The organism is Nocardia sp. XZ_19_369 (assembly GCF_015355715.1).
GTDB lineage: Bacteria > Actinomycetota > Actinomycetes > Mycobacteriales > Mycobacteriaceae > Nocardia.
The window spans coordinates 230,794-249,476 of record NZ_JACVED010000011.1; the positions used below are offsets into that span (position 1 = coordinate 230,794).

An 18,683-nucleotide genomic window follows, 5' to 3' on the forward strand; every position below is an offset into this window, starting at 1 on the left:
GTAAATGAATATGTACGGGCTTTATTAATCGATCTACCATTCATCCCCGGAACTGGACGCATGACCAGTCTCCGCGAATGGCTGGAATCCGCGAGCTGACATGGGAATTGATATAGCTATTCCCGCGCGGCAGCGACACCGTCGGTCGCGAGCACCTCGGCCGCCGCGCGTTCGCCGGACCGGATGGCACCCTCGATATAGCCCGCCCATTCCGTCGCGGTTTCGCTCCCCGCCCAATGAATCGCACCGATCGGCTGACGCAACGCCGAACCGATACTGGTCAGCACACCGGGCGGAAAGAACGCTCCGTACCCGCCCCGGGCATAGGGATCGTCGGCCCAGACCTTCTCGCGCCAGTCGATCGGATCGCGGGCCGCGCGACCGAAAGCGCGAACGAGCGAACCGACGATCATGGTCCGGCGCTCGCCGGCGGAGAGCGCGGCCAGCCGATGCGCGGCGCGACCCGGCACCAAGGCGCCGAGTACCCCGGGGCCGCCGGGCCGGGTGGCGTCGAAGGTGATCGGGACCGGATCGTGCAGATTCAACGCCTGGCCGGTGAGTCGATCGTCGCGCCAGAAGGGACGATCGTAGACGGCGAACGCCTTCAGGACCGACCCCATCGGCATCCGCTGGGTCAGCTGGTCGCGGGCGGCGGGCAGCGGCGGGTCGTAGCCGATCCGCCCGGCCAGCGCGGGCGGCAGCGCGACGATCACCTGCCCGGCCCGCACCTCACCGAACTCGCCGCGCACCGAAAGACCTTCCGGCACTTGTCGAATCGAGGTGACCGGGGCGTTCAGCCGCAGCGCGGAGCCGAGCTCGGCGGCGATCGCGCGGGCCGGGCCGTCGGCACCATCGACGAACAAGCGGGTGACCGTCTCGGCCGTCACGCCGGCCTCGACGCCGCCAGCGGCGCGGATGGTGGTCAGCAGGGCGAGCATCGAGACGCTGCCGACGTCGACGCACAGTTCCTCGCCGACCATCACCTCGGCGATATGCCTGGCCCGCCGCTCGGGCAGGTTGCGCCGCAACCAGGTCGCCGCGGTCATCGCGTCGAGCCGGTCGGCGCCGGGGGTGGTCCACGGGCGGGCGAGGTCGATGCGCGCCGCGAGCCGCTCGATCCGCCACATGGCCTGCGCGAGGACGACCAGCACGAGCGGTGGCAGCGGCGGCCGTGCCCCGCGGAATGGTTGCCGGACGGCGCCCTCGACCAGCAGATTCGCGCCGTCGGACGGTGCCGGGTAGGTGTCCGCGCCGTACTTTTGCGCCAATGCGGCGAACCTGGTGTGGGCGCCGGAGATCCATTGGGCGCCGAGGTCCACCGCCCATTCATCCGCGATCCAGTCGGTCAACGCCCGGCCGCCGGCGCGTCCGGCGGCCTCGAGCACGACCACTGCGCGGCCACCCGCCCGCACTGCCCGCGCCGCCGCCAATCCCGCATATCCGGCACCGACGACAACCACGTCCGTGTGGTCCATGCCGGCCTCCCGTCGCTCCACCGCCATTGGACACCACTGTTGATCACCGTCCGCCGATGCGCAACCGCTCGGTGCCCGATCGTCGAACCCGCTTGCCGCGCCGCCGATCCGGTAGCGGGCAGCAGCCGGAACACACCGCGCGAGGCTGCGGCCGTGCTTTCCGACTCGCTCCAGATTTGCTAGGAAACTCGCGTCGGATTTGCTCGTTGGTTGCCATCGAGTGACAAACTGGCACGATGGCGGAAACCTTGGCGATTGTGGAACCAGGCGCGGCCGAACTGGGGCGGCGGGCGCGCAAGCGGGTCGGACGGCGGGCGCTGGGGGTGTGGGAGCCGCCTGCCGATCGGGCGGACCCGATCAGCGTGCTCGAACGCCAAGCCGCGACCCGGGTACCCGAGCTGGTACCCATCCGGTACGCCAGGATGGCGGCCGGGCAGTTCCCGTTCCTGCGTGGCGCGCCCGCGATCATGGCCGCCGATCTGGCCGCCTCGACCAACACGGGGCTGACCGTCCAGCTGTGCGGTGATGCGCACCTGTCCAACTTCGGCCTGTTCGCCTCACCGGAACGCGCACTGGTCTTCGACCTCAACGACTTCGACGAGACCTTGCCCGGCCCCTTCGAATGGGACGTCAAACGGCTGGCGGCCAGCGTCGCGGTGGCGGCACGGGCCAACGGGTTCGCCGATACCGACGCCGAAACCGCGGTCGGCGCCGCGGCCCGCGCCTATCGGGAGGCGATGGTCCGGCTGGCCGAGCTCGGCGAACTGGCCGTCTGGTACGAGAAGATCGACGCCGACCAATTGACGGCACTGGCTCGGAAACCCAAGCGCCGCAAGGGTATCGAGCAGGCGCTCGCCGAGGCGCGGACCCGTACCAATCTGCAGGCGTTGACGAAGCTGACCGAGCCGGACGCCGACGGCGTCCCGCGCATCCGGCACCGCCCACCGCTGCTGATCCCGATCGGGCAGCTGGACGCCGAAGTGATCCAGCGGGTGTTCGGCGACTACCGCCGCAGCGTGGCCGAGGAGCGCCGGGTGCTGCTCGACCGGCACGAGATGCTGGACCTGGCGGTCAAGGTGGTCGGCGTCGGCAGTGTCGGCACCCGCTGCTTCGTCGCCCTGCTGGCCGGGCGGATGAACAAGAGCCCGCTGTTCCTGCAGGTGAAGGAGGCCGAACAGTCGGTACTCGCGCCGCACACCGCGGCGAGCAAGTTCCGCAATCAGGGGCACCGGGTCGTGCACGGGCAGCGGCTCACCCAGGCCGCCAGCGACATTTTTCTCGGCTGGGCGACCGGCCCGGACGGGCGGCATTACTACTGGCGCCAACTGCGCGACATGAAGGGCTCGGCCGACATCGAGGAGATGTCGCGCGCTTATCTGCGCGACTACGCGGCACTGTGCGGGCACACCCTCGCCCGCGCGCACGCCCGTTCCGGCGACCGCGTCGCTATCGCCTCCTACCTCGGGTCGAGCGACACCTTCGACCGCGCGATGATCGACTTCGCCGTCGCCTATGCCGACCAGACCCACCACGACCACCGAGCGTTGCGCAACGCCATCGACGCCGGGCGCGTCGTGGCGGCGAAGCAGGCGTACTGAGCGCTCAGGCCGATTGCCGCGAGCGATGCTCGGCCACGTGCACCCGGTTCGAGCAGCGCGTCGAGCAGAAGCGCCGCCGGCCGTTGCGCGAGGTGTCGACGAAGACCTCGGCGCAGCCGGCGCGGGCGCAGCGGCCGATGCGATTCGGATCGGCGCAGAACAGCGCGGCGAGGCCGACGGCGGTGTAGGCCTTGACGCGTTCGTCGACGGGCGCGGTCTCCTGCGCGAAGTGCAGGTGCGGCGACCGGCTGTCGTGTGTCGAGATATAAGGCTGACTGGTCGTTTTAGCGAGCAAAGTGTTGAGCCGGTGCACGGTGGGATCGTCGAACACCGCGTCGAGTTCCGCGATCCACCGGCGCAGCTCGGCGGTCTGCGCGGCCGTGACAGTGCCGAGCGGTTTGTAGCCCGAGTCGGCGAGTAGGTCCCGCAGATCCTGGTTTCGGCCGGCGTTCACCAGCCGGGCGGCGAGTTCGGCGGCCGCGCCACCGTAAGGGTTGAAGTACACTGAGTCATTACACCAGGCTGGGCATATGGACCTGACCTGCCCCTCCTGTTCCTGGCCCACACCGATGCTGGTGTCCGCACACGGATACGTCCGCTACCTGCGCTGCCTCTGCGGGCAATGGTTGATCGCCGAGCATGGTCTCGTTGTGGCAACGACGGGAAACAGCTCGTTCGGTATGCGCGATACACCACATAGAGGTGATGACCCCGAAAGACCGTGCAGTGTCGGGCATTCGAGCTAGCCTCGATGGGCAGTCTCATGTGGAGGGTATTTCGACATGACCACGGCTACCGTCATCCGGCCGTTGGCACCGAGCGAAGAGATCTTCGCCGGTAGTGAGGTCCTCGTCGGCTACTCGATGCGACTGTCCGGTCGGTTGAATTTAGCGGCGCTCTCGGCCGCCTACGAGGCGGTGGTGCGCGCCTACCCGGCGTTCGGCGCCCACCTCGAGGCCAACGGGCGCGGGCACGTCATCGTCGAATCACCCCGCACCACACCGGAATTCACCGTTGTCGACGGAGATCCCGAACTGTTGCTCAGCGGCGCGCGGCTGGACCAGCGCACGGCACTGGCCGCACTGTGCGTGGTCCGGGACGGCGACAGCACCGGCGTCACGCTGGTGACCCACCACAGCATCGCGGACGCCTGCCACTCGCTGGCCGTGCTCGCCGAGTTATGGGCCTGCTACACCGAAGTGAGCCACGGGCGCGCGCCCACGCTGGAACCGCACCGGTTTCCGGACGCCGTGGAGGACCTGCTGCTCGCGCGATGCGTCGAGAAGATGTCCGGACTCCCGGTGTCGGCGCGACCGTTGGTGGTCGCCGAAGCACCCCGCGTCGTGCCGCCCGTCGTGGACGACGATGCCTATCTGCTGCCCCTCACGGCACGCTGCCGCCTGACCAAGCAGGAGACCAGCGCGCTCGCCGACCTCGCGCACCGCGAGGGGACGACGATCAATGGACTGGCCTCGGCCGCAATCCTACTCACCGAGGCCGAACTGCGCGAGCTGCCGCTGACCGAGCTCAGTTATACCTATTCCGTGGACCTGCGCAACCGGGTCACGCCCGCGATCGGCTGCACCGAAGGAACGAACGTTCTCGGCTTCGCCGACTTCGTCCCCAGCGTCGGCGCCAAGACGACTCTGGTCGAACTGGGCCGTGCCGTCAGCGACGGCCTACGCCGTGGGCTGGCGGCCGGCGTCGTGCAGCAGACACCGCTGCACATCCCCGATATCGCCGCCGGCCCACCGCCGCGCGCCCCCGGCATCGTGCTCGCCACCAACTGGGGGCGCATCGACCGGCCGCAGTTGCCCGAGGGGTTGCGGATCGACGACTTTCGCACGGTCATGATCGCGAAGCCGGACAAGGCCGGGCATCGACTACAGCAACCGAGCGGCACCATCATCATCAGCACGTTCGATGACCAGCTGAGCATCGAGATCCACCATCCGGTGGAGACGACCGCGCAGCAGAAGCGGCGGGTGCGGTTGCTGGCCGCGCATCTGGACGCGGTCAGCGAAGTCGGCGCCGCTTAGCGGTTGCCGCACCGAGCGCGATGGGGCGGCTGATCAGGAGGAGCCTGCGGTGGCACCGGACACGAGCATCGACATCGCCCAGGCGAAGCCCTGACCGAGTACCGTCATCCAGTCGCCTGCATTGAACGAACCCATGGCGGATTCCCTTCTGGTTGTGCGGGTTTCAGCGCACGCCCGCGTCCGGGCGCACCTCGTCGCCGGTGGCGGTCAGGTCACAGGAGTGGTCGTTGCTGCGGTTGGCGCCGGTGGACAGGATGACGGCGAACACCTTCTTGCAGTTCTGTTCGCCGAGTCCCGCGGTGTTCTGCGCGATGGTCGAGCCGCGCAGGATCAGCTTGCCCATACCGGGATTGACGACATCGGTGAACTGGTACGGCAGGCTGTCGAGGTAGGCGGGGGCGATATTGATGCCGCCGCCGCCCTCGTCGGCGCTGTTGCGCAGGACGACAGAGTCGATGAGCAGCACCTCGCCGACGCCCCGAATGTCGAGTCCGCCACCGCGGCCCGCGAATCCGCCGAACCGGTACCACTTGGTGCGCGGGTTGACCACCTGATTGTCGGTGATCTCGGTACGGGTGAAGGTGCAGGTGTTGTCGCAGCGGACACCGCCCGCCTCGCCCGCCGCATTGGCGGTGATGACGCTGTCGGTGACCTTCATGTCGGCGACGGGAATGTTGAAGATGCCGCCGCCATAATCGGCGGCGTTCCCGGTCACCGTCACGTGGTCGAGAATCAGCTTGCCGGAGTTGGCGATTCCGCCGCCGCCGGTCTCGAACAGCGGGATCTCGTGTTCGGCGGCATTACCGCCGGTGATGGTCAGGCCGGAGAGGGCGACCCGCGCGGTGGTCAGCATGACGCGATCGCGATGACCGGCATCGATGACGGTGCGGTCCTGGCCCGCGCCCTCGATGGTGGTGTCGGCGGTGACGTCGAGGTCGCCGGTGGCCGGATCGATGAAGGGGCCGTTGGTATTCCAGAAATTCGGCGGGATGGTCAGCACATACCGCCCTTCGGACACCCGAATGATGCTGCCCGGCCGGACATTCGCGGCCTGCACCGCGGCGCGCAGCGTGCACTCCCCCGCGTCGGTGCGGCACCGCCCCTCGAACGGATTCGCCGCCGCACCGTCGGCGGTGGTCGTCACGGTGAACACCTCGGGCGACGGGCCCGCCGAGCCGGTCTGCGCCGCCGCGCGATCCGGCATTCCATACAGCGTGCCGAGGAATACGACACCGATCATCGATATCGACGAGATCTTCATCCGACCAACCACTCTCGGCACGACTACTCCGGGTCGACAGTGCCTTCGCGGCACTGTCTCAGTCATTTCGGTTCTAACAGAACCTAAACCCGCGCCGTGGTGGGACCGGCAGTTCCTTCGCTATTGCACAATCGCACTGGGCATCTCGACGAGGCCGGCTGGTCACCGCAGCATCGAGCATCGACTACTTACGCTGCCGGAACCGCGACTCGCGCATGGTCTGCGCGGCCTTGTTGCGGTACATCGCGGTGTCGGCCGCGTGCATGAGCTGGTCCGGGGCGGTGGGTACGTCGTCGAGGAAGACGGTGCCGATGCTGGCGGCGACGGTCACCAGATGACCCTCCACCTCCATGGCCTCGACGAGTGCCTGCGACAACCAGCCGGATACCTCCGCCAATTTGTCTGCGCCCGTACATTTTTCGATCAGCACGATGAATTCGTCGCCGCCGAGCCTGGCGACGAGTCCGTCGACCGGGCCGACGGCCGCGCGTAATCGCTCGCCGACCACTCGAAGCACCTTGTCCCCCACCGTGTGTCCCCACACGTCGTTGATCTCCTTGAACCCGTCGAGATCGAGGTAGCACACGCCGATCGGGGGGCTCGCGTTCGCCAGCCGGTCGAAGAACAAGGTGCGGTTGGGCAGGCCGGTGAGGCTGTCGTGGTTGGCGTCGTGCCACAGCCGGTCGGCCAGCTGCTTGCGTTCGGTGATGTCGACCGCGACCCCGATCAGGAACCGCACCTGCCCGGCGCTGTCACGCACGGCCGACATCGACAGGTCGATGGTGGTGATGGCGCCGTCGGGGCGCAGATGCTCGGTCTCCAGCCGGAACCGGTCGGACGCCCCGCTGAGCAACCGTTGCAGCTCCGCGAAGGCGTAGCCGATGTTCGCCGGGCCGAGCAGCTCGTCCACCGCCCGGCCGGGCATGAGTTCCACTGGCAGACCGAGCATTTCGGCCATCGCCAGGTTCGCGTCGAGCACCTTGCCGGTGACATCGATGGTGCCGATGCCGACCGAGGCGCCCGCGAAGACCGCGGCGAACCTGGCCTCGGAGAGCTGCCGTTTGGCCTCGGCCTCCTGCGCCGCCGCCAAGGTCGCCGCCAGGGTGGCTTCCTGTTCGGCGAGCGCCGCCGTCCGCAGCGCCGCGGTGAAGCCCGCCGCGAACTCCGCGGCGGTGAGCACCGCCCGGTCGCGGATCCGCTCATAGTTCGGCCCGGCGGTGGTCGGGCAGATATCGGCCACCAGGTCGTGGCAGATGACCACCACCGAACGACTGACCGCCACCGCGTCGCGGTAGTTCGCCGCGACCAGTACCGAGGCGGCATCGCGGGCGACGGTGAGTTCGGCGGTGCCGAGCACCACCGCTTCGAGCGCCTCGCTCAATCCGGCGAGCATGGCTTCGATCTGGGTCCGCGTGAGAGTGGGGGCCACCGCGCCGTCCAGCGCCTCGGCCCACCGCATCGCTAGCTCATGCGACCCCACTCAGGGACCCCCTGCTGGTTCGTCTTCGCGCTTCAGGCCTTTCGGCCGACGCCGGCCAGACCGAGCGAACGGCCCGGTGCCTCGTGCAGATCTCGCTCGGACTCCGGGCGCCAGACCGGCAACTCGACCACGCCGGGCTCGATCAGGTCCCATCCTTCGAACATAGCGACGATTCCCTCGCGATTACGGAAATGGATACCAATTCGATTCTTATCGGAGGCATTGGCGCCCAGCTTGCCCGCGTCCTCGGGCCGCATTTCGGAGGTGAGATGAGAGATAGCGACGTAGCTGCCCGGCTGGACGGCGGCGCGCAGATCGGCCACCTTGGCGATGGGCTCGTCACTGTCCGCGAGCAGGTGCAGCACCGCGACCAGCAGCAGGCCGACCGGTTGGTCGAAGTCGATCAGGCCCGTCTCGGCAGCCTTGTCGAGCAGCTCGGCCGGCTTGCGCAGATCGGCCTCGATGGCGCCGGCTCGGCTGTTGCCGCGCAGAATCGCGCGCGAATGGGCGACGGCCACCGGATCGATATCCGCGTAGAGCACCCGGATATCGGGATCGATGGCGTGCACCACCTCGTGCACATTTCCGGCTGTCGGGATTCCCGACCCGATATCGAGGAATTGGCGAATCCCGGAATCGGCCAGGAATCGCACCGCGCGGCGCAGGAACGCCCGGTTGCTCAGCGCCAACCTGGGCAGGTCCGGCACGAGCGACTTGCCCATCTCGGCGGCCTTGCGGTCGATCTCGAAATTGTGCGAACCACCCAGCAGCGCGTCATACATCCGTGCCGGGCTTGCCTGCTGCATATCCACGCCTTCAGGCGCCCACGCCGGCCTATCCATCGAAAACCCCTTTATTGCTCACGCTCGAACACCGCCATCGGATCGGCCGACCCACTCGGGCACGGTGCGCTTGATCACCCGAACGGTGGTCTGCGCATAGTAGTCGGGTTTGGTGACCAGCGGGAAGCTCGCCGCCGACAACGGTCGGCCCGCTCGGAGCGCTTGCGAGCGCGAATGCGCGAGGCCGCACCCGATTTCAGGCGCGGGCCGCGGCGATTCTGGCCAGCGTCTGCACGGGGTCGGTGAGCACCTCGGTGAAGGCCAGCTCCGCAGCGCCGATCAGGGTCGCGTCGCCGCCGAGCGCGGAGGTGCGCAGCCGCACCCGCTCGCGGACCGCGAGCAAAGCGTCGACCGCTACCCTGCTGCGCACCTGGGCCGCCGAGGCGAGGTAGATCTCGCGCAGCACGCCGCCGAAGACCACCATCGACGGGTTGAAGATATTGACCAGGTTGGCCACGCCGTAGCCGAGCCAGTCGCCCACCTGGTGCAGAGCGTCCCTGGCCGTCGAGTCACCGCGCGCCGCCGCCTCCACGATGGCCTCGACCGCGGCCCGGCCCGCCGGGTCGGCACGGCCCGCGGCGGCGATTAAACCGAGCTCGCCCGCCTCGACCTCCAGACAGCCGTGCGACCCGCACGCGCAGGGCCTTCCGTTCCGGTTGACGATCATGTGGCCGACCTCGCCCGCGTAACCGCCCTCCCCGCCGAGCAATTGGCCGCCCATGATGATGCCCGCCCCGATACCGACGTCGCCGTGCAGATAGATCAGGTCGGACAGCCCCGCGGCGACGCCGCGCTCCCGCTCGGCCAGCGCACCGAGGTTGGCGTTGTTGCCGACGACGACCCGCAGGCCGAGGTCGAGTTCCCGAGTCAGGCTCGCGCCGAACGGCACATCGACCCAGCCGATGTTCGGCCCGTACCGGACGACGCCGTCCTCCTCGCGCACCATCCCGCAAAAGGCCACGCCCACACCGACACACACGGCGTCGCGGGCGGCCTGGCCGATCATGTCGCGGGCCATGCCTGCCAACGTGGCGATCACGTCCTCCGGATCGAAAGTGCCACGCGGGCGGGTGGTTTCGACCTGGGCAAGGACGAGCCCCCCCAAACCGACTCGGGCAGCGGCCAGCCGGTCGGCGCCGACGTCGAGCGCGATGACGTACACGCGCTCCGACTCCGGCCGGACCACCAGCGACGGGCGACCCGCCTTTCCCGTCTGCCCGGGCAGTTCCTCGCGCACCAGCCCTACTGCGGCGAGGTCGGCCGTCAACGCCAGAATGGTGCTGCGGTTCAGCCCCATTCGCTCCGCGAGCGTGGCCCGCGAGACCGGACCGTCACGATGGACGTGCCGGAGCAGCACAGCCAAGTTGCTCTTGCGGATCTCATCCGGAGATGGGGCTGCGCGCATTCACCGTCCTTCGCCGCGGAATGGGTTATCTACGAAGTAGCGTTCGTTTGCGCGACAAGGCGTCTACTCCGGCCGCCAAGAGCAGCACGAATCCTGTCACAACGAATTTCGTGCCCGCGCTGTAGCCCATCAGGCCCATCCCGTTGTCGATCACCGCGACCACGGCGGCGCCGAGCACCGCGTCCAGCATTCGACCTCGGCCACCGAACAGGCTGGTGCCGCCGATGACCGCCGCGCCGACCGCGAGCAACAGGACGCTGCTGCCGCCGGTGTTGGGGTCGACGGAGTTGGCGCGGGACGCCGCGATCAGGCCGCCGACCGCCGCCATGGTCGAACACAGCACGAACGCAGTGATTTTCACGCGATCCACGGTGATGCCCGCGCGACGAGCCGCCTCGGCGTTGCCGCCGACCGCGTAGATGTGCCTGCCGAAGGACGTGCGATTGAGCACGAAGGTCCACACCAGCAACAGGATCGCGATCAGCGGGACCACGATCGGCATGCCCTTGAGCGAGTGCAGTTCCGGGTTGCGGCTGCGTTCGCCGTTGAGCACGAGCACCGCGATGCCGAGTACCACCGCGACCGCCACGATCCGCGCCACGATCACCGGGGCGGTCTCACCGGTGAGGCCGAGTTTGGTGCGCGCCCGCAGCTTTCGGTATTGCACGAACGCGAACCCCGCGACCAGCACGGCGTACAGCAGCCAGCCGAGCAACGGCGGGACGTTCTTGTTCGCGACGGCGAGGATGGTGTCGTCGCGGATGGAGATGTTGCGGCCGTTGTCCATGATCTTCAGCGCGACACCCTGCAGCGCAAGGAAAGCCGCGAGCGTCACCACGAACGATGGAATACCGATCTTCACCACGATGGTGCCGATCGTCAGCCCGATCAGCACCCCGGTGAGCAGCGACACCACGACCGCCGCGTACCAGGGCCAGCCGCGGTCGGTGAGCAACACCGCGAGCACCGCCGCGCAGACGCCGCTGGTGAAACCGGCCGACAGGTCGATCTCGCCGAGCAGCAGCACGAAGATCAGGCCCATCGCGATCACCGCGATCGCCGCGCCCTGGGTGAACAGGTTCGCGAAGTTGGCCTCGGACATGAAGACCGGGCGCGCGGCCCAGAAGACACAGGACAGGATGATCAGTGCGAGCACCGAAGGCAGCGCGCCCATGTCGCCACTGCGTACTCGTCCGACGTAGGTGTTCACCAAGTCGGAAACCGGTGCGGTAGCGGGCTTTTCGGTCAAGATGGCGCTCATGCCTGCGCCTCGCTTGCGCTCGGCTCCGGCATAACCGCCGGGGCGGCTGTGCTCATTGTTCGCTCGCTGCGCTCGCTCATCCTTTTGCTCCATTCGCGTCCAGGCCCAGTGCGCCGCTGCGGCCTGCCGTGATCAGTTCGACGACCTGCCCGTGGGTCACGTCGGAGGTGCGGACCTGGGCGGCCATCCGGCCGAGGTACAGCGCCGCGATGCGATCCGAGACCGCGAACACGTCGTTCATGTTGTGCGAGATCAGCACCACCGCGAGCCCACGATCGGCCAGCCTGCGCACCAGCTCGAGCACCTGCTGGGTCTGCGCGACGCCGAGCGCGGCGGTCGGCTCGTCCAGGATCACCACCTTGCTGTTCCACAGCACGGCCTTGGCGATCGCCACCGTCTGCCGCTGGCCGCCGGACAGGCTCGACACCTGCTGCCGGACGCTCTTGACCGTCCGAACAGACAAGCTCGCCAAGGTCTTTCCGGCCAGCTCCTCCATCGCGTACTCGTCGAGCACGATCCCGGTCTTCTTCTCCCGCCCGAGAAACATGTTCTGGACGATGTCGAGGTTGTCGCAGAGCGCCAGATCCTGGTACACGATCTCGATGCCGAGCGCGGCCGCGTCGCGCGGGCTGTGCACCTGAACGGGCTTGCCCTCGAACAAGAATTCGCCCGCATCGATCGGGTGGGTGCCGCCGATGCACTTGACGAGCGTGGACTTTCCGGCCCCGTTGTCACCGACCAGTGCCGTCACCTCACCCGGATAGGCGGCGAAGGCGACGTTGTGCAAGACATGAACCGGCCCGAAACTCTTTTCCAGGCCGCGTAATTCGACTACGGGCGTATGCCCACCCGTCTCCCGGCCACCGCCCCCCACCGAATCGCTGCGCGATGCTTCATTCATGGTGCTGCTCCTGAGAAGTGCCCCCTCCGCCGTCCCCTCATCGAGAAGGCGGAAGGGGCTGGTGCGATCAGATGCCGTTGTCCGCGCAGAGTTTCGCGATCTCGCCGGTGCACAGCTCGGCCTTGGTCACATAGCCGTCCGCGACAACGTCTTTCACCTGCTGCGCGTAGATCGGCTTGGGCTCCAGCAGCACCGAGGGCACGTCGGTCTTGGCCTCGGGGTCCTGCACTTTGCCGTTCGCCTGACCCGGCTGGCCCTTGGTCAGCGCGATGGCCAGCTCCGCCGCCGCCTCGGCTTCCTTCTTGATCGCCTTGTACACGGTCATGCACTGGTCGCCCTTGAGGACGTTCTGCAAGCCCTGCACCGTGGCGTCCTGGCCGCTCACCGGAACCTGGCCGTTGAGCTTCTGCTTCTTCAGCACGGCGATCGCGGCATTGGCGAGACCGTCGTTGGCCGCCACCACGCCGCCGATGTTCGGCTGGCTGGTGAGCATCTGCTCGAAGATGGTGCCCGCCTGGGTGTTATCCCACTCCGGTACCGCCTGATCCGGTCCCTTCGCGTACTGGCCCGCGTCGAACTTCGGCTTCAGCACCGCGTCGTAGCCGGTCTTCAGCAGGGTCGCGTTGTTGTCCGTCGGCCCGCCGTTCAGGTACGCGACAACGGGATTGGCGGCGTTCTTGTCGGTCAGGCACTTCGCGACGCCCTCGCCGAGCAGGCTGCCGACCTTCACGTTGTCGAAGGACACGTAGAACTGGGCGCCGCCGCCCAGCGTGAGCCGGTCGTAGTCGATGACCGTGACGCCCTGCGCCTTCGCCTTCTGGATGACCGCCTTGCCGGTGCCGCTGTCCAGGTTCGTCATCAGCAGCACCGACGCGCCGTTGGTCATCATCTGATCGGCGATCGTCTGGAAGGCGTTCTTGTCGCCCTGCGCATTCTGGATGTCGGCCTTGACGCCCGCGGCGTCGAAGGCCTGCTGCAGGTACTTCCGGTCCGCCGTCTCCCATCGGGCCGAGGTCTTGCTGTCCGGCAGGATCACCCCGATCTTGGCTCCGCCACCGCCCGAACCCGTCGAGTCGTCACCACAAGCAGTCAAAGTCAAGGAAGTGAGCGCGGCGACCGAGACGGCCGCAACGCCGAGAATGCCCTTACGCATGAGGGGGCCTTTCGTGGAACCACCGCCCCGGAGTGCCCGGGCGGTCGAGGTCGAGCGAATGTTGTTCGCTGCAACATATTCGACTGTGACCCACAGCACAACCTGTTCAAGCGACCGATTTGTTGTTCGAGATAACAATCAGGACACGTCAAGATCGGCGCATTGCCCGACCGCGGGCCGGTTTAGCCGTCCGTCACCAGGGCCGCGGCCAGCTCGCGGGCTTCGCGCAGCCAGGCGGCGCGCGTCTCGTCGGCGGAGTCGGTGACTATCCGGAACACGGTGCGCCGGACATCGTGCACGCCGACGTAGGGCAGCACGCAGGCCGCCCAGATCTGGTGCAGCGGGTCGCCGAAGACGTCGCGCTCCCGTTCGATGGTGGTATCGGAGGTATTGAGCACCAAGGCGCGTCGCAGTCGTAGCAATCCGATCGGCCGGCCGGACGCGTCATCCAGCTTGTAGGCCACGGCGGGGGTGAGCACCCGCTGCACCCAGCCCGTCAGGATCGCCGGCGGCATGCCCCACCAGTTCGGGTGTACGAAGATCAAGGCGTCGAGGTCCGCCAGTTCGTTCTGGTGCTGCCGGACCAGCTCGTCACCCGACCGCGTGCCGTGCACGGTATCGGTCTCCGCCGCCGCCGACATCGGATCGAAGCCCTCCGCGTACAGGTCGTGCGGTACCACCTCGACCGCCCGGGACCGCAGTTCGTCGACGACCGCATCGAAGAGGGCCCTGTTGAAACTGTCGGCCCGGGGATGGGCGAGGTATACCGCTATACGCATGCGGATCACTGTGCCGGAGGTGACAGCGCCGTGGCCGTTGGGGTGCCCTCCGGCCGAGATGCACTGACCAGCAATATCATTCAGCCGAACGTGCGGGGATAGTGAGATCCTACTAATTTGCGAACAACACTATTCGTAGAGTGTCTCGATGCTCTAGATTCACCCTCGGGGATCGAAGCGCTCGAAGCCGATCCTCGAAGGAAAGGATCATCCGTTGCCACGACTCAGCAGCATCATTCTGGCAATCGCCACCGTAATCGCCAGCCTCGCTGCGCCTTTCGCCGTCGACGCACCGGCCTCCGCCGCGGCAGGCACGGTGCGCTGGGAAGCCAGGGTCAGCGACCGCATCCTCGATATCGGCATCTCCTCCCCCAACCTCGAAGGTCCCGACTGGTCCGTGAAGGTGGTGCGTCTGCTGCTGCCGCCCGGTTGGACCAAGGAATCCTCGCGCAGCTGGCCCACCGTCTGGGTGCTGCACGGTGGGTTCGACGACCACAAATCCTGGACCGACAAAGGCAACCTCGAGGCGCTCACCGCGGGTAAGGACGCGATCTTCGTGCTACCCGAAACCAGCTGGTGCAGTGCCTATTCCGACTGGTACAACGACGGACGTGGCGGTCCGCCCGCCTGGGAGCGGTATCTCCTCGACGACGTGCGCAACATCCTCGAATCCACCTACCACGCCAACACCACCCGGGCCATCGCGGGCAATTCCATGGGCGGTCTCGGCGCCATGAAATTCGCTGCCGCCCATCAGGGTTGGTTCGCCGCCGCCGCCAGCTTCAGCGGAAACGTCGACCCGTTGCACGCCTCCGGCGCACCCGGCGACCCCGATAAGCCCGGCCAGGGCTGCGCCGCCGACTGGAAACGAGTCTGGGGCGACTACCGCGACCATCGCGACATCTGGGTCGCCAACAACCCGTACAGCCAAGCCGCCAAACTCACCAACATCCCGCTGTTCGTCTCCTACGGCAAAGGCGACGCCGTCGAATCCCTTGCCTACGAACAGAACTACCGCTTCGTCGACCGCCTCCAAGAACTGGGCGCCCGAGTAGACGAACGCTACGTCCCCGCCCAAGGCCACAACTGGGACGCATGGAAGGTCCAAATGCGCAACGCCCTACCGATGCTCCTCAGCTCGATCGGCGTCGCCTGATCGGCCCGAAACCCCGGCGGAGCTGACAGAGCCGCGCCGGGGTCGCCTATCGGGGGCTCAGTTGAAATGCAGGGTGTTGATGGGGATCCGGCCACCTTGCATCGTCCCGTAGCGTAATTCCACGGCGAGTGGTCGATACCCGAGGGCATCGATACAAAACCTTCGACACCAGATTTATTCGCAGCAGCTCGCCGGTGAAAAAGTCCTCAACGATGGCGCGGCGGGGAGCCGGCGAGCGCTACCAGTTGGTCTACCACTTGGGTTATGGACCTTCGGGTGTCGATTTCCATGGTGGCCCCGGCGCGGAGCAGGGGTTCTATCTCGGCGGTATCCGACTCGATTTGCGCGCGCTCTTCGGGGGTTTTGCCGAAGGGGTTGGTGGTGCGGGTGGTTATGCGGGTGAGGATTACGGGTAAGGGGGCGGAGAGTAGGACTATTTCGGCGAAGCGGGGGTAGAACACTTCCTGGTTGATGACCGTGCCTGCGATGAAAAGCGGGACGCCGGAGCCCTCGTGCCGGGTCAGCAAGGCATCGATGCGGTCTTCGCGCCAATGAGGTTCTGCGCCGGCGCCGTCCGGTAGCGGGAGGTTTTCGATCCAGTCGCCGTAATCGGTATCGACCACACTGTATCCACGGTGCGCCAAATGGTTCAGCGCGGTCGATTTACCCGTGCCGGACATGCCAGTTACCAGAATCACCGTCACTCGGTCATGGTAGGGCCGTTAGCGGGCCGCAGTGGGAACAGGCTCACGCACAGCCGATTCAGGGGTGGCGGTGAGGGTTTTGTTCAGGTCGGTGCGCAAGGTGGTCACCGAGTCGATCAAGTAGTTCTGGCGGACTTTCCACGGGTGGCGGTCACCTTGGCGGGGGAAATCGTCGATCGAGCGCTGGATATAGCCTGCGGCCAGTTCGATCAGCGGTTGTTCGGTGAGTTTGCCGTCGGGCTCGGGGACGACGGCGGCGTAACCGCGGCGGTCCATGTGGTTGAGGATCTTGCAGACCAGGCGCGAGCTGAGATCGGCGCGCAGCGTCCAGGAGGCGTTGGTGTAGCCGACGCAGACGGCGAAGTTGGGCAGTCCGGTCAGCATGGCGCCCTGCCAGATGAACTGGTCGGCGAGGGCGATCGGCCGGCCGTCGACGCGCGGGACGATGCCGCCGAAGGGCAGCATCTGCAGGCCGGTGGCGGTGACGATGATGTCCGCCTCCAGGATTCGGCCGGACTTCAGCCGAATGCCTTCCGGCACAAAGGTATCGATGTGGTCGGTGACGACCTCGGCCTTGCCCTTCTTCATCGCCTTGAAGAAGTCGGCGTCGGGGACGGCGCACAGGCGCTGGTCCCACGGGTTGTAGGTGGGCGTGAAGTGCTCGGCCACCAGGCTCTTGTCCTTGAGGATTCGCGTGGTCAACGCGGTGAGAAGCTTGCGCGCGGCCGCCGGGCGGCGACGGCAGTACTGGTAGAAGCCGATGGTGAACAGGATGTTCTTGGTGCGAATCACCCGGTGCGCCAGGTTCGGCGGCAGCAGCTCACGAATCTTGTCCGCGCGCTTGTCGCGTCCGGGGACCGCGCTGATCCAGGTCGGGCTGCGCTGCAACATGGTCACCCGCTCGGCCTGCCCGGCCATCGAGGGCACCAGGGTGACCGCGGTGGCGCCGCTGCCGATCACGACAACGCGCTTACCGGTGTAATCGAGGTCTTCGGGCCAGAACTGCGGGTGCACCACCTGACCGGAAAACGTAGCGCGGCCGGGGAATTCGGGGGTGTAGCCGCGGTCGTAGTTGTAGTAGCCCGCGCACGCGTACAGGAAACTGCACGTCAGCTCGCGCTGCGATACCGCGCCGGTGGCATCGTGCTCCGCCAAAGTCAGTGTCCAGCGGGCAGTTTCGCTCGACCAGTCGGCGGCGACCACCTTGGTCTGGTAACGGATGTGCCGGTCGATGCCGAACTCGGTGGCGGTCTCGTTGATGTACCGGAGAATCGACGGCCCGTCGGCGATCGATTTCGCCTCGCGCCACGGCTTGAACGGGTAGCCGAGCGTGAACATGTCGGAGTCCGACCGGATGCCGGGATAGCGGAACAGATCCCAGGTGCCGCCCATCGCGTCGCGCGCCTCGAGGATGGCGTAGGTCTTGCCGGGGCACTCGGTCTGCAACCGGTAGGCGGCGCCGATGCCGGACAGTCCGGCGCCGACGATCACGACATCGAGGTGTTCGGGGGCTACGGCGGTCTCGTTCATCACTCCAGTGTGAGACCGCGCAGACCCGCATTCTTGACTTTGCGCGACAACTATTTGATTCTGGGCGACATGACGGTGATCCGGTCGGCCGGCCTGCGCGGCTTCCGCGCGACCGTGGCGGAACTGGGCGGCGATGCCGAGCAGTTCGCCACCGCCTGCGGGCTGCCCATCGCCGCGCTCGACACCGACGACCTGCTCATCCCCGACCAAGCGCTGGCCGCGGTGCTGGACCTGGCCGCGCAGCGCCTGGACTGCCCCGACCTCGGCTTGCGCATCTCGCGCAGGCAAGATCTCGACATGCTCGGCCCGCTGGCCCTGGCCATCCGGAACTCGCCGTCGCTGACCCACGTGCTGGAATGCTCGGCGCGCTACCTGTTCCTGCACGCCCGCTCACTCACCCTGACCACGGAGCCGGACCCGTACGGGGATCGCGGCGTCATCGCGCTGCGGTACGGCGTCGAGCCGGGGTTGCCCTCCCCTGTTCAGGCCACCGATCTCGGACTTGCCTTCGTACACCACACCATTCAGCGGCTGGCCGAAGACAGCTACGGGTTGCTCTCCGTCGAGCTGCCCTACCACCCGACGGTGCCGATCGCCCGCTACGAAGAATTCTTCGACGCACCGGTGCGGACGAACCGCCCGTACGCCGCGCTGCGCGTGCCACGAAATCTGCCGAACCAGCCGCTGAGCGGGGGCGACCACAATCTGCACCGCTTGGCGATGGCGTTCCTGGCCGAACAGGCGGGCGGCATCGACGCCTCGATCGTGCCCAAGGTGCGCGCCACCGTGCAACAGCTGCTCGGCACCCTCGCGCCCGAAATCGGTGCCGTCGCACGACTATTGACCGTGCACCCGCGCACCCTGCAGCGCAGGCTCGCCGCGGAGGGCACCTCGTTCGCCGCCATCCTCGACGACGTGCGCCGCGACGAAGCCCTGCGCTACCTCACCACCACCGACATGCCGATGAGCCAGGTCGCCTCCGTCCTCGGCCTGTCCGAGCAGTCGACCTTCACCCGCTGCTGCCGGCGATGGTGGGGCAGCACACCGACCGCCGTGCGCCGCGACGGTGCGCGCCATCGCACGTGACCACGGCGCTACA

Annotated in this window: 16 protein-coding genes; 4 read left to right on the forward strand and 12 right to left on the reverse strand. The window is 67.4% G+C overall.

The annotated features are described in order from the left end of the window. Positions 1-116 precede the first annotated feature (116 nt). The gene (locus IBX18_RS35610; protein ID WP_194837848.1) at positions 117-1,475 is read right to left on the reverse strand and encodes an FAD-dependent oxidoreductase; all 1,359 of its coding nucleotides are present in this window, start codon (positions 1,473-1,475) and stop codon (positions 117-119) included. Between the two features lie 236 nt (positions 1,476-1,711). On the opposite strand from IBX18_RS35610, the gene IBX18_RS35615 reads away from it, so the two are divergent. Then, positions 1,712-3,073 carry a DUF2252 domain-containing protein gene (locus IBX18_RS35615; protein WP_194837849.1) on the forward strand — a complete coding sequence of 454 codons (1,362 nt, stop codon included), beginning with the start codon at positions 1,712-1,714 and terminating at the stop codon, positions 3,071-3,073. A gap of 4 nt (positions 3,074-3,077) precedes the next feature. Here IBX18_RS35615 and IBX18_RS35620 read toward each other — a convergent pair whose 3' ends face one another. Further along, positions 3,078-3,578 (reverse strand): CGNR zinc finger domain-containing protein, encoded by a 501-nt coding sequence (locus tag IBX18_RS35620; RefSeq protein ID WP_194837850.1) that lies wholly within the window; start codon positions 3,576-3,578, stop codon positions 3,078-3,080. Positions 3,579-3,855: 277 nt separating this feature from the next. Between IBX18_RS35620 and IBX18_RS35625 the strand changes: the two genes are divergently transcribed. Beyond that, positions 3,856-5,112, forward strand: coding sequence for an acyltransferase (locus tag IBX18_RS35625; protein ID WP_194837851.1), 1,257 nt, complete (start codon positions 3,856-3,858; stop codon positions 5,110-5,112). A gap of 163 nt (positions 5,113-5,275) precedes the next feature. Here the strand turns inward: IBX18_RS35625 and IBX18_RS35630 are convergent, their stop codons facing one another. The 8 genes from IBX18_RS35630 to IBX18_RS35665 all read right to left on the reverse strand — a co-directional run bounded on the left by IBX18_RS35630 (position 5,276) and on the right by IBX18_RS35665 (position 14,194). Beyond that, positions 5,276-6,373, reverse strand: a complete 1,098-nt coding sequence (locus tag IBX18_RS35630) for a CSLREA domain-containing protein (RefSeq protein WP_194837852.1) — start codon at positions 6,371-6,373, stop codon at positions 5,276-5,278. Positions 6,374-6,557: 184 nt separating this feature from the next. Beyond that, positions 6,558-7,832, reverse strand: a complete 1,275-nt coding sequence (locus tag IBX18_RS35635) for a diguanylate cyclase domain-containing protein (protein ID WP_194837853.1) — start codon at positions 7,830-7,832, stop codon at positions 6,558-6,560. 53 nt (positions 7,833-7,885) lie between these two features. Continuing rightward, complete coding sequence (locus IBX18_RS35640; RefSeq protein ID WP_194837854.1) at positions 7,886-8,695, reverse strand: SAM-dependent methyltransferase; 810 nt, start codon at positions 8,693-8,695, stop codon at positions 7,886-7,888. A gap of 196 nt (positions 8,696-8,891) precedes the next feature. Further along, the gene (locus IBX18_RS35645) at positions 8,892-10,100 is read right to left on the reverse strand and encodes an ROK family protein (protein ID WP_194837855.1); all 1,209 of its coding nucleotides are present in this window, start codon (positions 10,098-10,100) and stop codon (positions 8,892-8,894) included. Between the two features lie 25 nt (positions 10,101-10,125). Then, entirely contained in the window at positions 10,126-11,361 is a 1,236-nt protein-coding gene (locus IBX18_RS35650; RefSeq protein WP_107654543.1) for a sugar ABC transporter permease, read from the reverse strand. Positions 11,362-11,437: 76 nt separating this feature from the next. Further along, positions 11,438-12,262, reverse strand: a complete 825-nt coding sequence (locus IBX18_RS35655) for an ATP-binding cassette domain-containing protein (protein WP_194837856.1) — start codon at positions 12,260-12,262, stop codon at positions 11,438-11,440. Between the two features lie 67 nt (positions 12,263-12,329). After that, complete coding sequence (locus IBX18_RS35660) at positions 12,330-13,415, reverse strand: sugar ABC transporter substrate-binding protein (RefSeq protein ID WP_194837857.1); 1,086 nt, start codon at positions 13,413-13,415, stop codon at positions 12,330-12,332. A gap of 182 nt (positions 13,416-13,597) precedes the next feature. Beyond that, a complete protein-coding gene (locus IBX18_RS35665) occupies positions 13,598-14,194 on the reverse strand; it encodes an NAD(P)H-dependent oxidoreductase (RefSeq protein WP_194837858.1) in 597 nt (198 codons plus the stop codon). A 214-nt stretch (positions 14,195-14,408) separates the two neighbouring features. Between IBX18_RS35665 and IBX18_RS35670 the strand changes: the two genes are divergently transcribed. Further along, complete coding sequence (locus IBX18_RS35670; protein WP_228542297.1) at positions 14,409-15,350, forward strand: alpha/beta hydrolase family protein; 942 nt, start codon at positions 14,409-14,411, stop codon at positions 15,348-15,350. A 206-nt stretch (positions 15,351-15,556) separates the two neighbouring features. Here IBX18_RS35670 and IBX18_RS35675 read toward each other — a convergent pair whose 3' ends face one another. Both IBX18_RS35675 and IBX18_RS35680 read right to left on the reverse strand, forming a co-directional pair. Continuing rightward, entirely contained in the window at positions 15,557-16,045 is a 489-nt protein-coding gene (locus IBX18_RS35675) for an AAA family ATPase (protein ID WP_373889256.1), read from the reverse strand. 27 nt (positions 16,046-16,072) lie between these two features. Beyond that, positions 16,073-17,584, reverse strand: coding sequence for an NAD(P)/FAD-dependent oxidoreductase (locus IBX18_RS35680; RefSeq protein ID WP_194837860.1), 1,512 nt, complete (start codon positions 17,582-17,584; stop codon positions 16,073-16,075). Between the two features lie 69 nt (positions 17,585-17,653). On the opposite strand from IBX18_RS35680, the gene IBX18_RS35685 reads away from it, so the two are divergent. Next, on the forward strand, positions 17,654-18,670 hold the full coding sequence (locus IBX18_RS35685) for an AraC family transcriptional regulator (RefSeq protein WP_194837861.1): 1,017 nt from the start codon (positions 17,654-17,656) through the stop codon (positions 18,668-18,670). Positions 18,671-18,683 lie beyond the last annotated feature (13 nt).

Coding starts and splice junctions, on each gene's coding strand:
- IBX18_RS35650 (WP_107654543.1), bottom strand. CDS start 11,361: ATGAGCGCCATCTTGACCGAAAAGCCCGCTACCGCACCGGTTTCCGAC.
- IBX18_RS35680 (WP_194837860.1), bottom strand. CDS start 17,584: ATGAACGAGACCGCCGTAGCCCCCGAACACCTCGATGTCGTGATCGTC.
- IBX18_RS35610 (WP_194837848.1), bottom strand. CDS start 1,475: ATGGACCACACGGACGTGGTTGTCGTCGGTGCCGGATATGCGGGATTG.
- IBX18_RS35685 (WP_194837861.1), top strand. CDS start 17,654: ATGACGGTGATCCGGTCGGCCGGCCTGCGCGGCTTCCGCGCGACCGTG.
- IBX18_RS35640 (WP_194837854.1), bottom strand. CDS start 8,695: ATGGATAGGCCGGCGTGGGCGCCTGAAGGCGTGGATATGCAGCAGGCA.
- IBX18_RS35655 (WP_194837856.1), bottom strand. CDS start 12,262: ATGAATGAAGCATCGCGCAGCGATTCGGTGGGGGGCGGTGGCCGGGAG.
- IBX18_RS35635 (WP_194837853.1), bottom strand. CDS start 7,832: ATGCGGTGGGCCGAGGCGCTGGACGGCGCGGTGGCCCCCACTCTCACG.
- IBX18_RS35630 (WP_194837852.1), bottom strand. CDS start 6,373: ATGAAGATCTCGTCGATATCGATGATCGGTGTCGTATTCCTCGGCACG.
- IBX18_RS35645 (WP_194837855.1), bottom strand. CDS start 10,100: ATGCGCGCAGCCCCATCTCCGGATGAGATCCGCAAGAGCAACTTGGCT.
- IBX18_RS35665 (WP_194837858.1), bottom strand. CDS start 14,194: ATGCGTATAGCGGTATACCTCGCCCATCCCCGGGCCGACAGTTTCAAC.
- IBX18_RS35615 (WP_194837849.1), top strand. CDS start 1,712: ATGGCGGAAACCTTGGCGATTGTGGAACCAGGCGCGGCCGAACTGGGG.
- IBX18_RS35625 (WP_194837851.1), top strand. CDS start 3,856: ATGACCACGGCTACCGTCATCCGGCCGTTGGCACCGAGCGAAGAGATC.
- IBX18_RS35660 (WP_194837857.1), bottom strand. CDS start 13,415: ATGCGTAAGGGCATTCTCGGCGTTGCGGCCGTCTCGGTCGCCGCGCTC.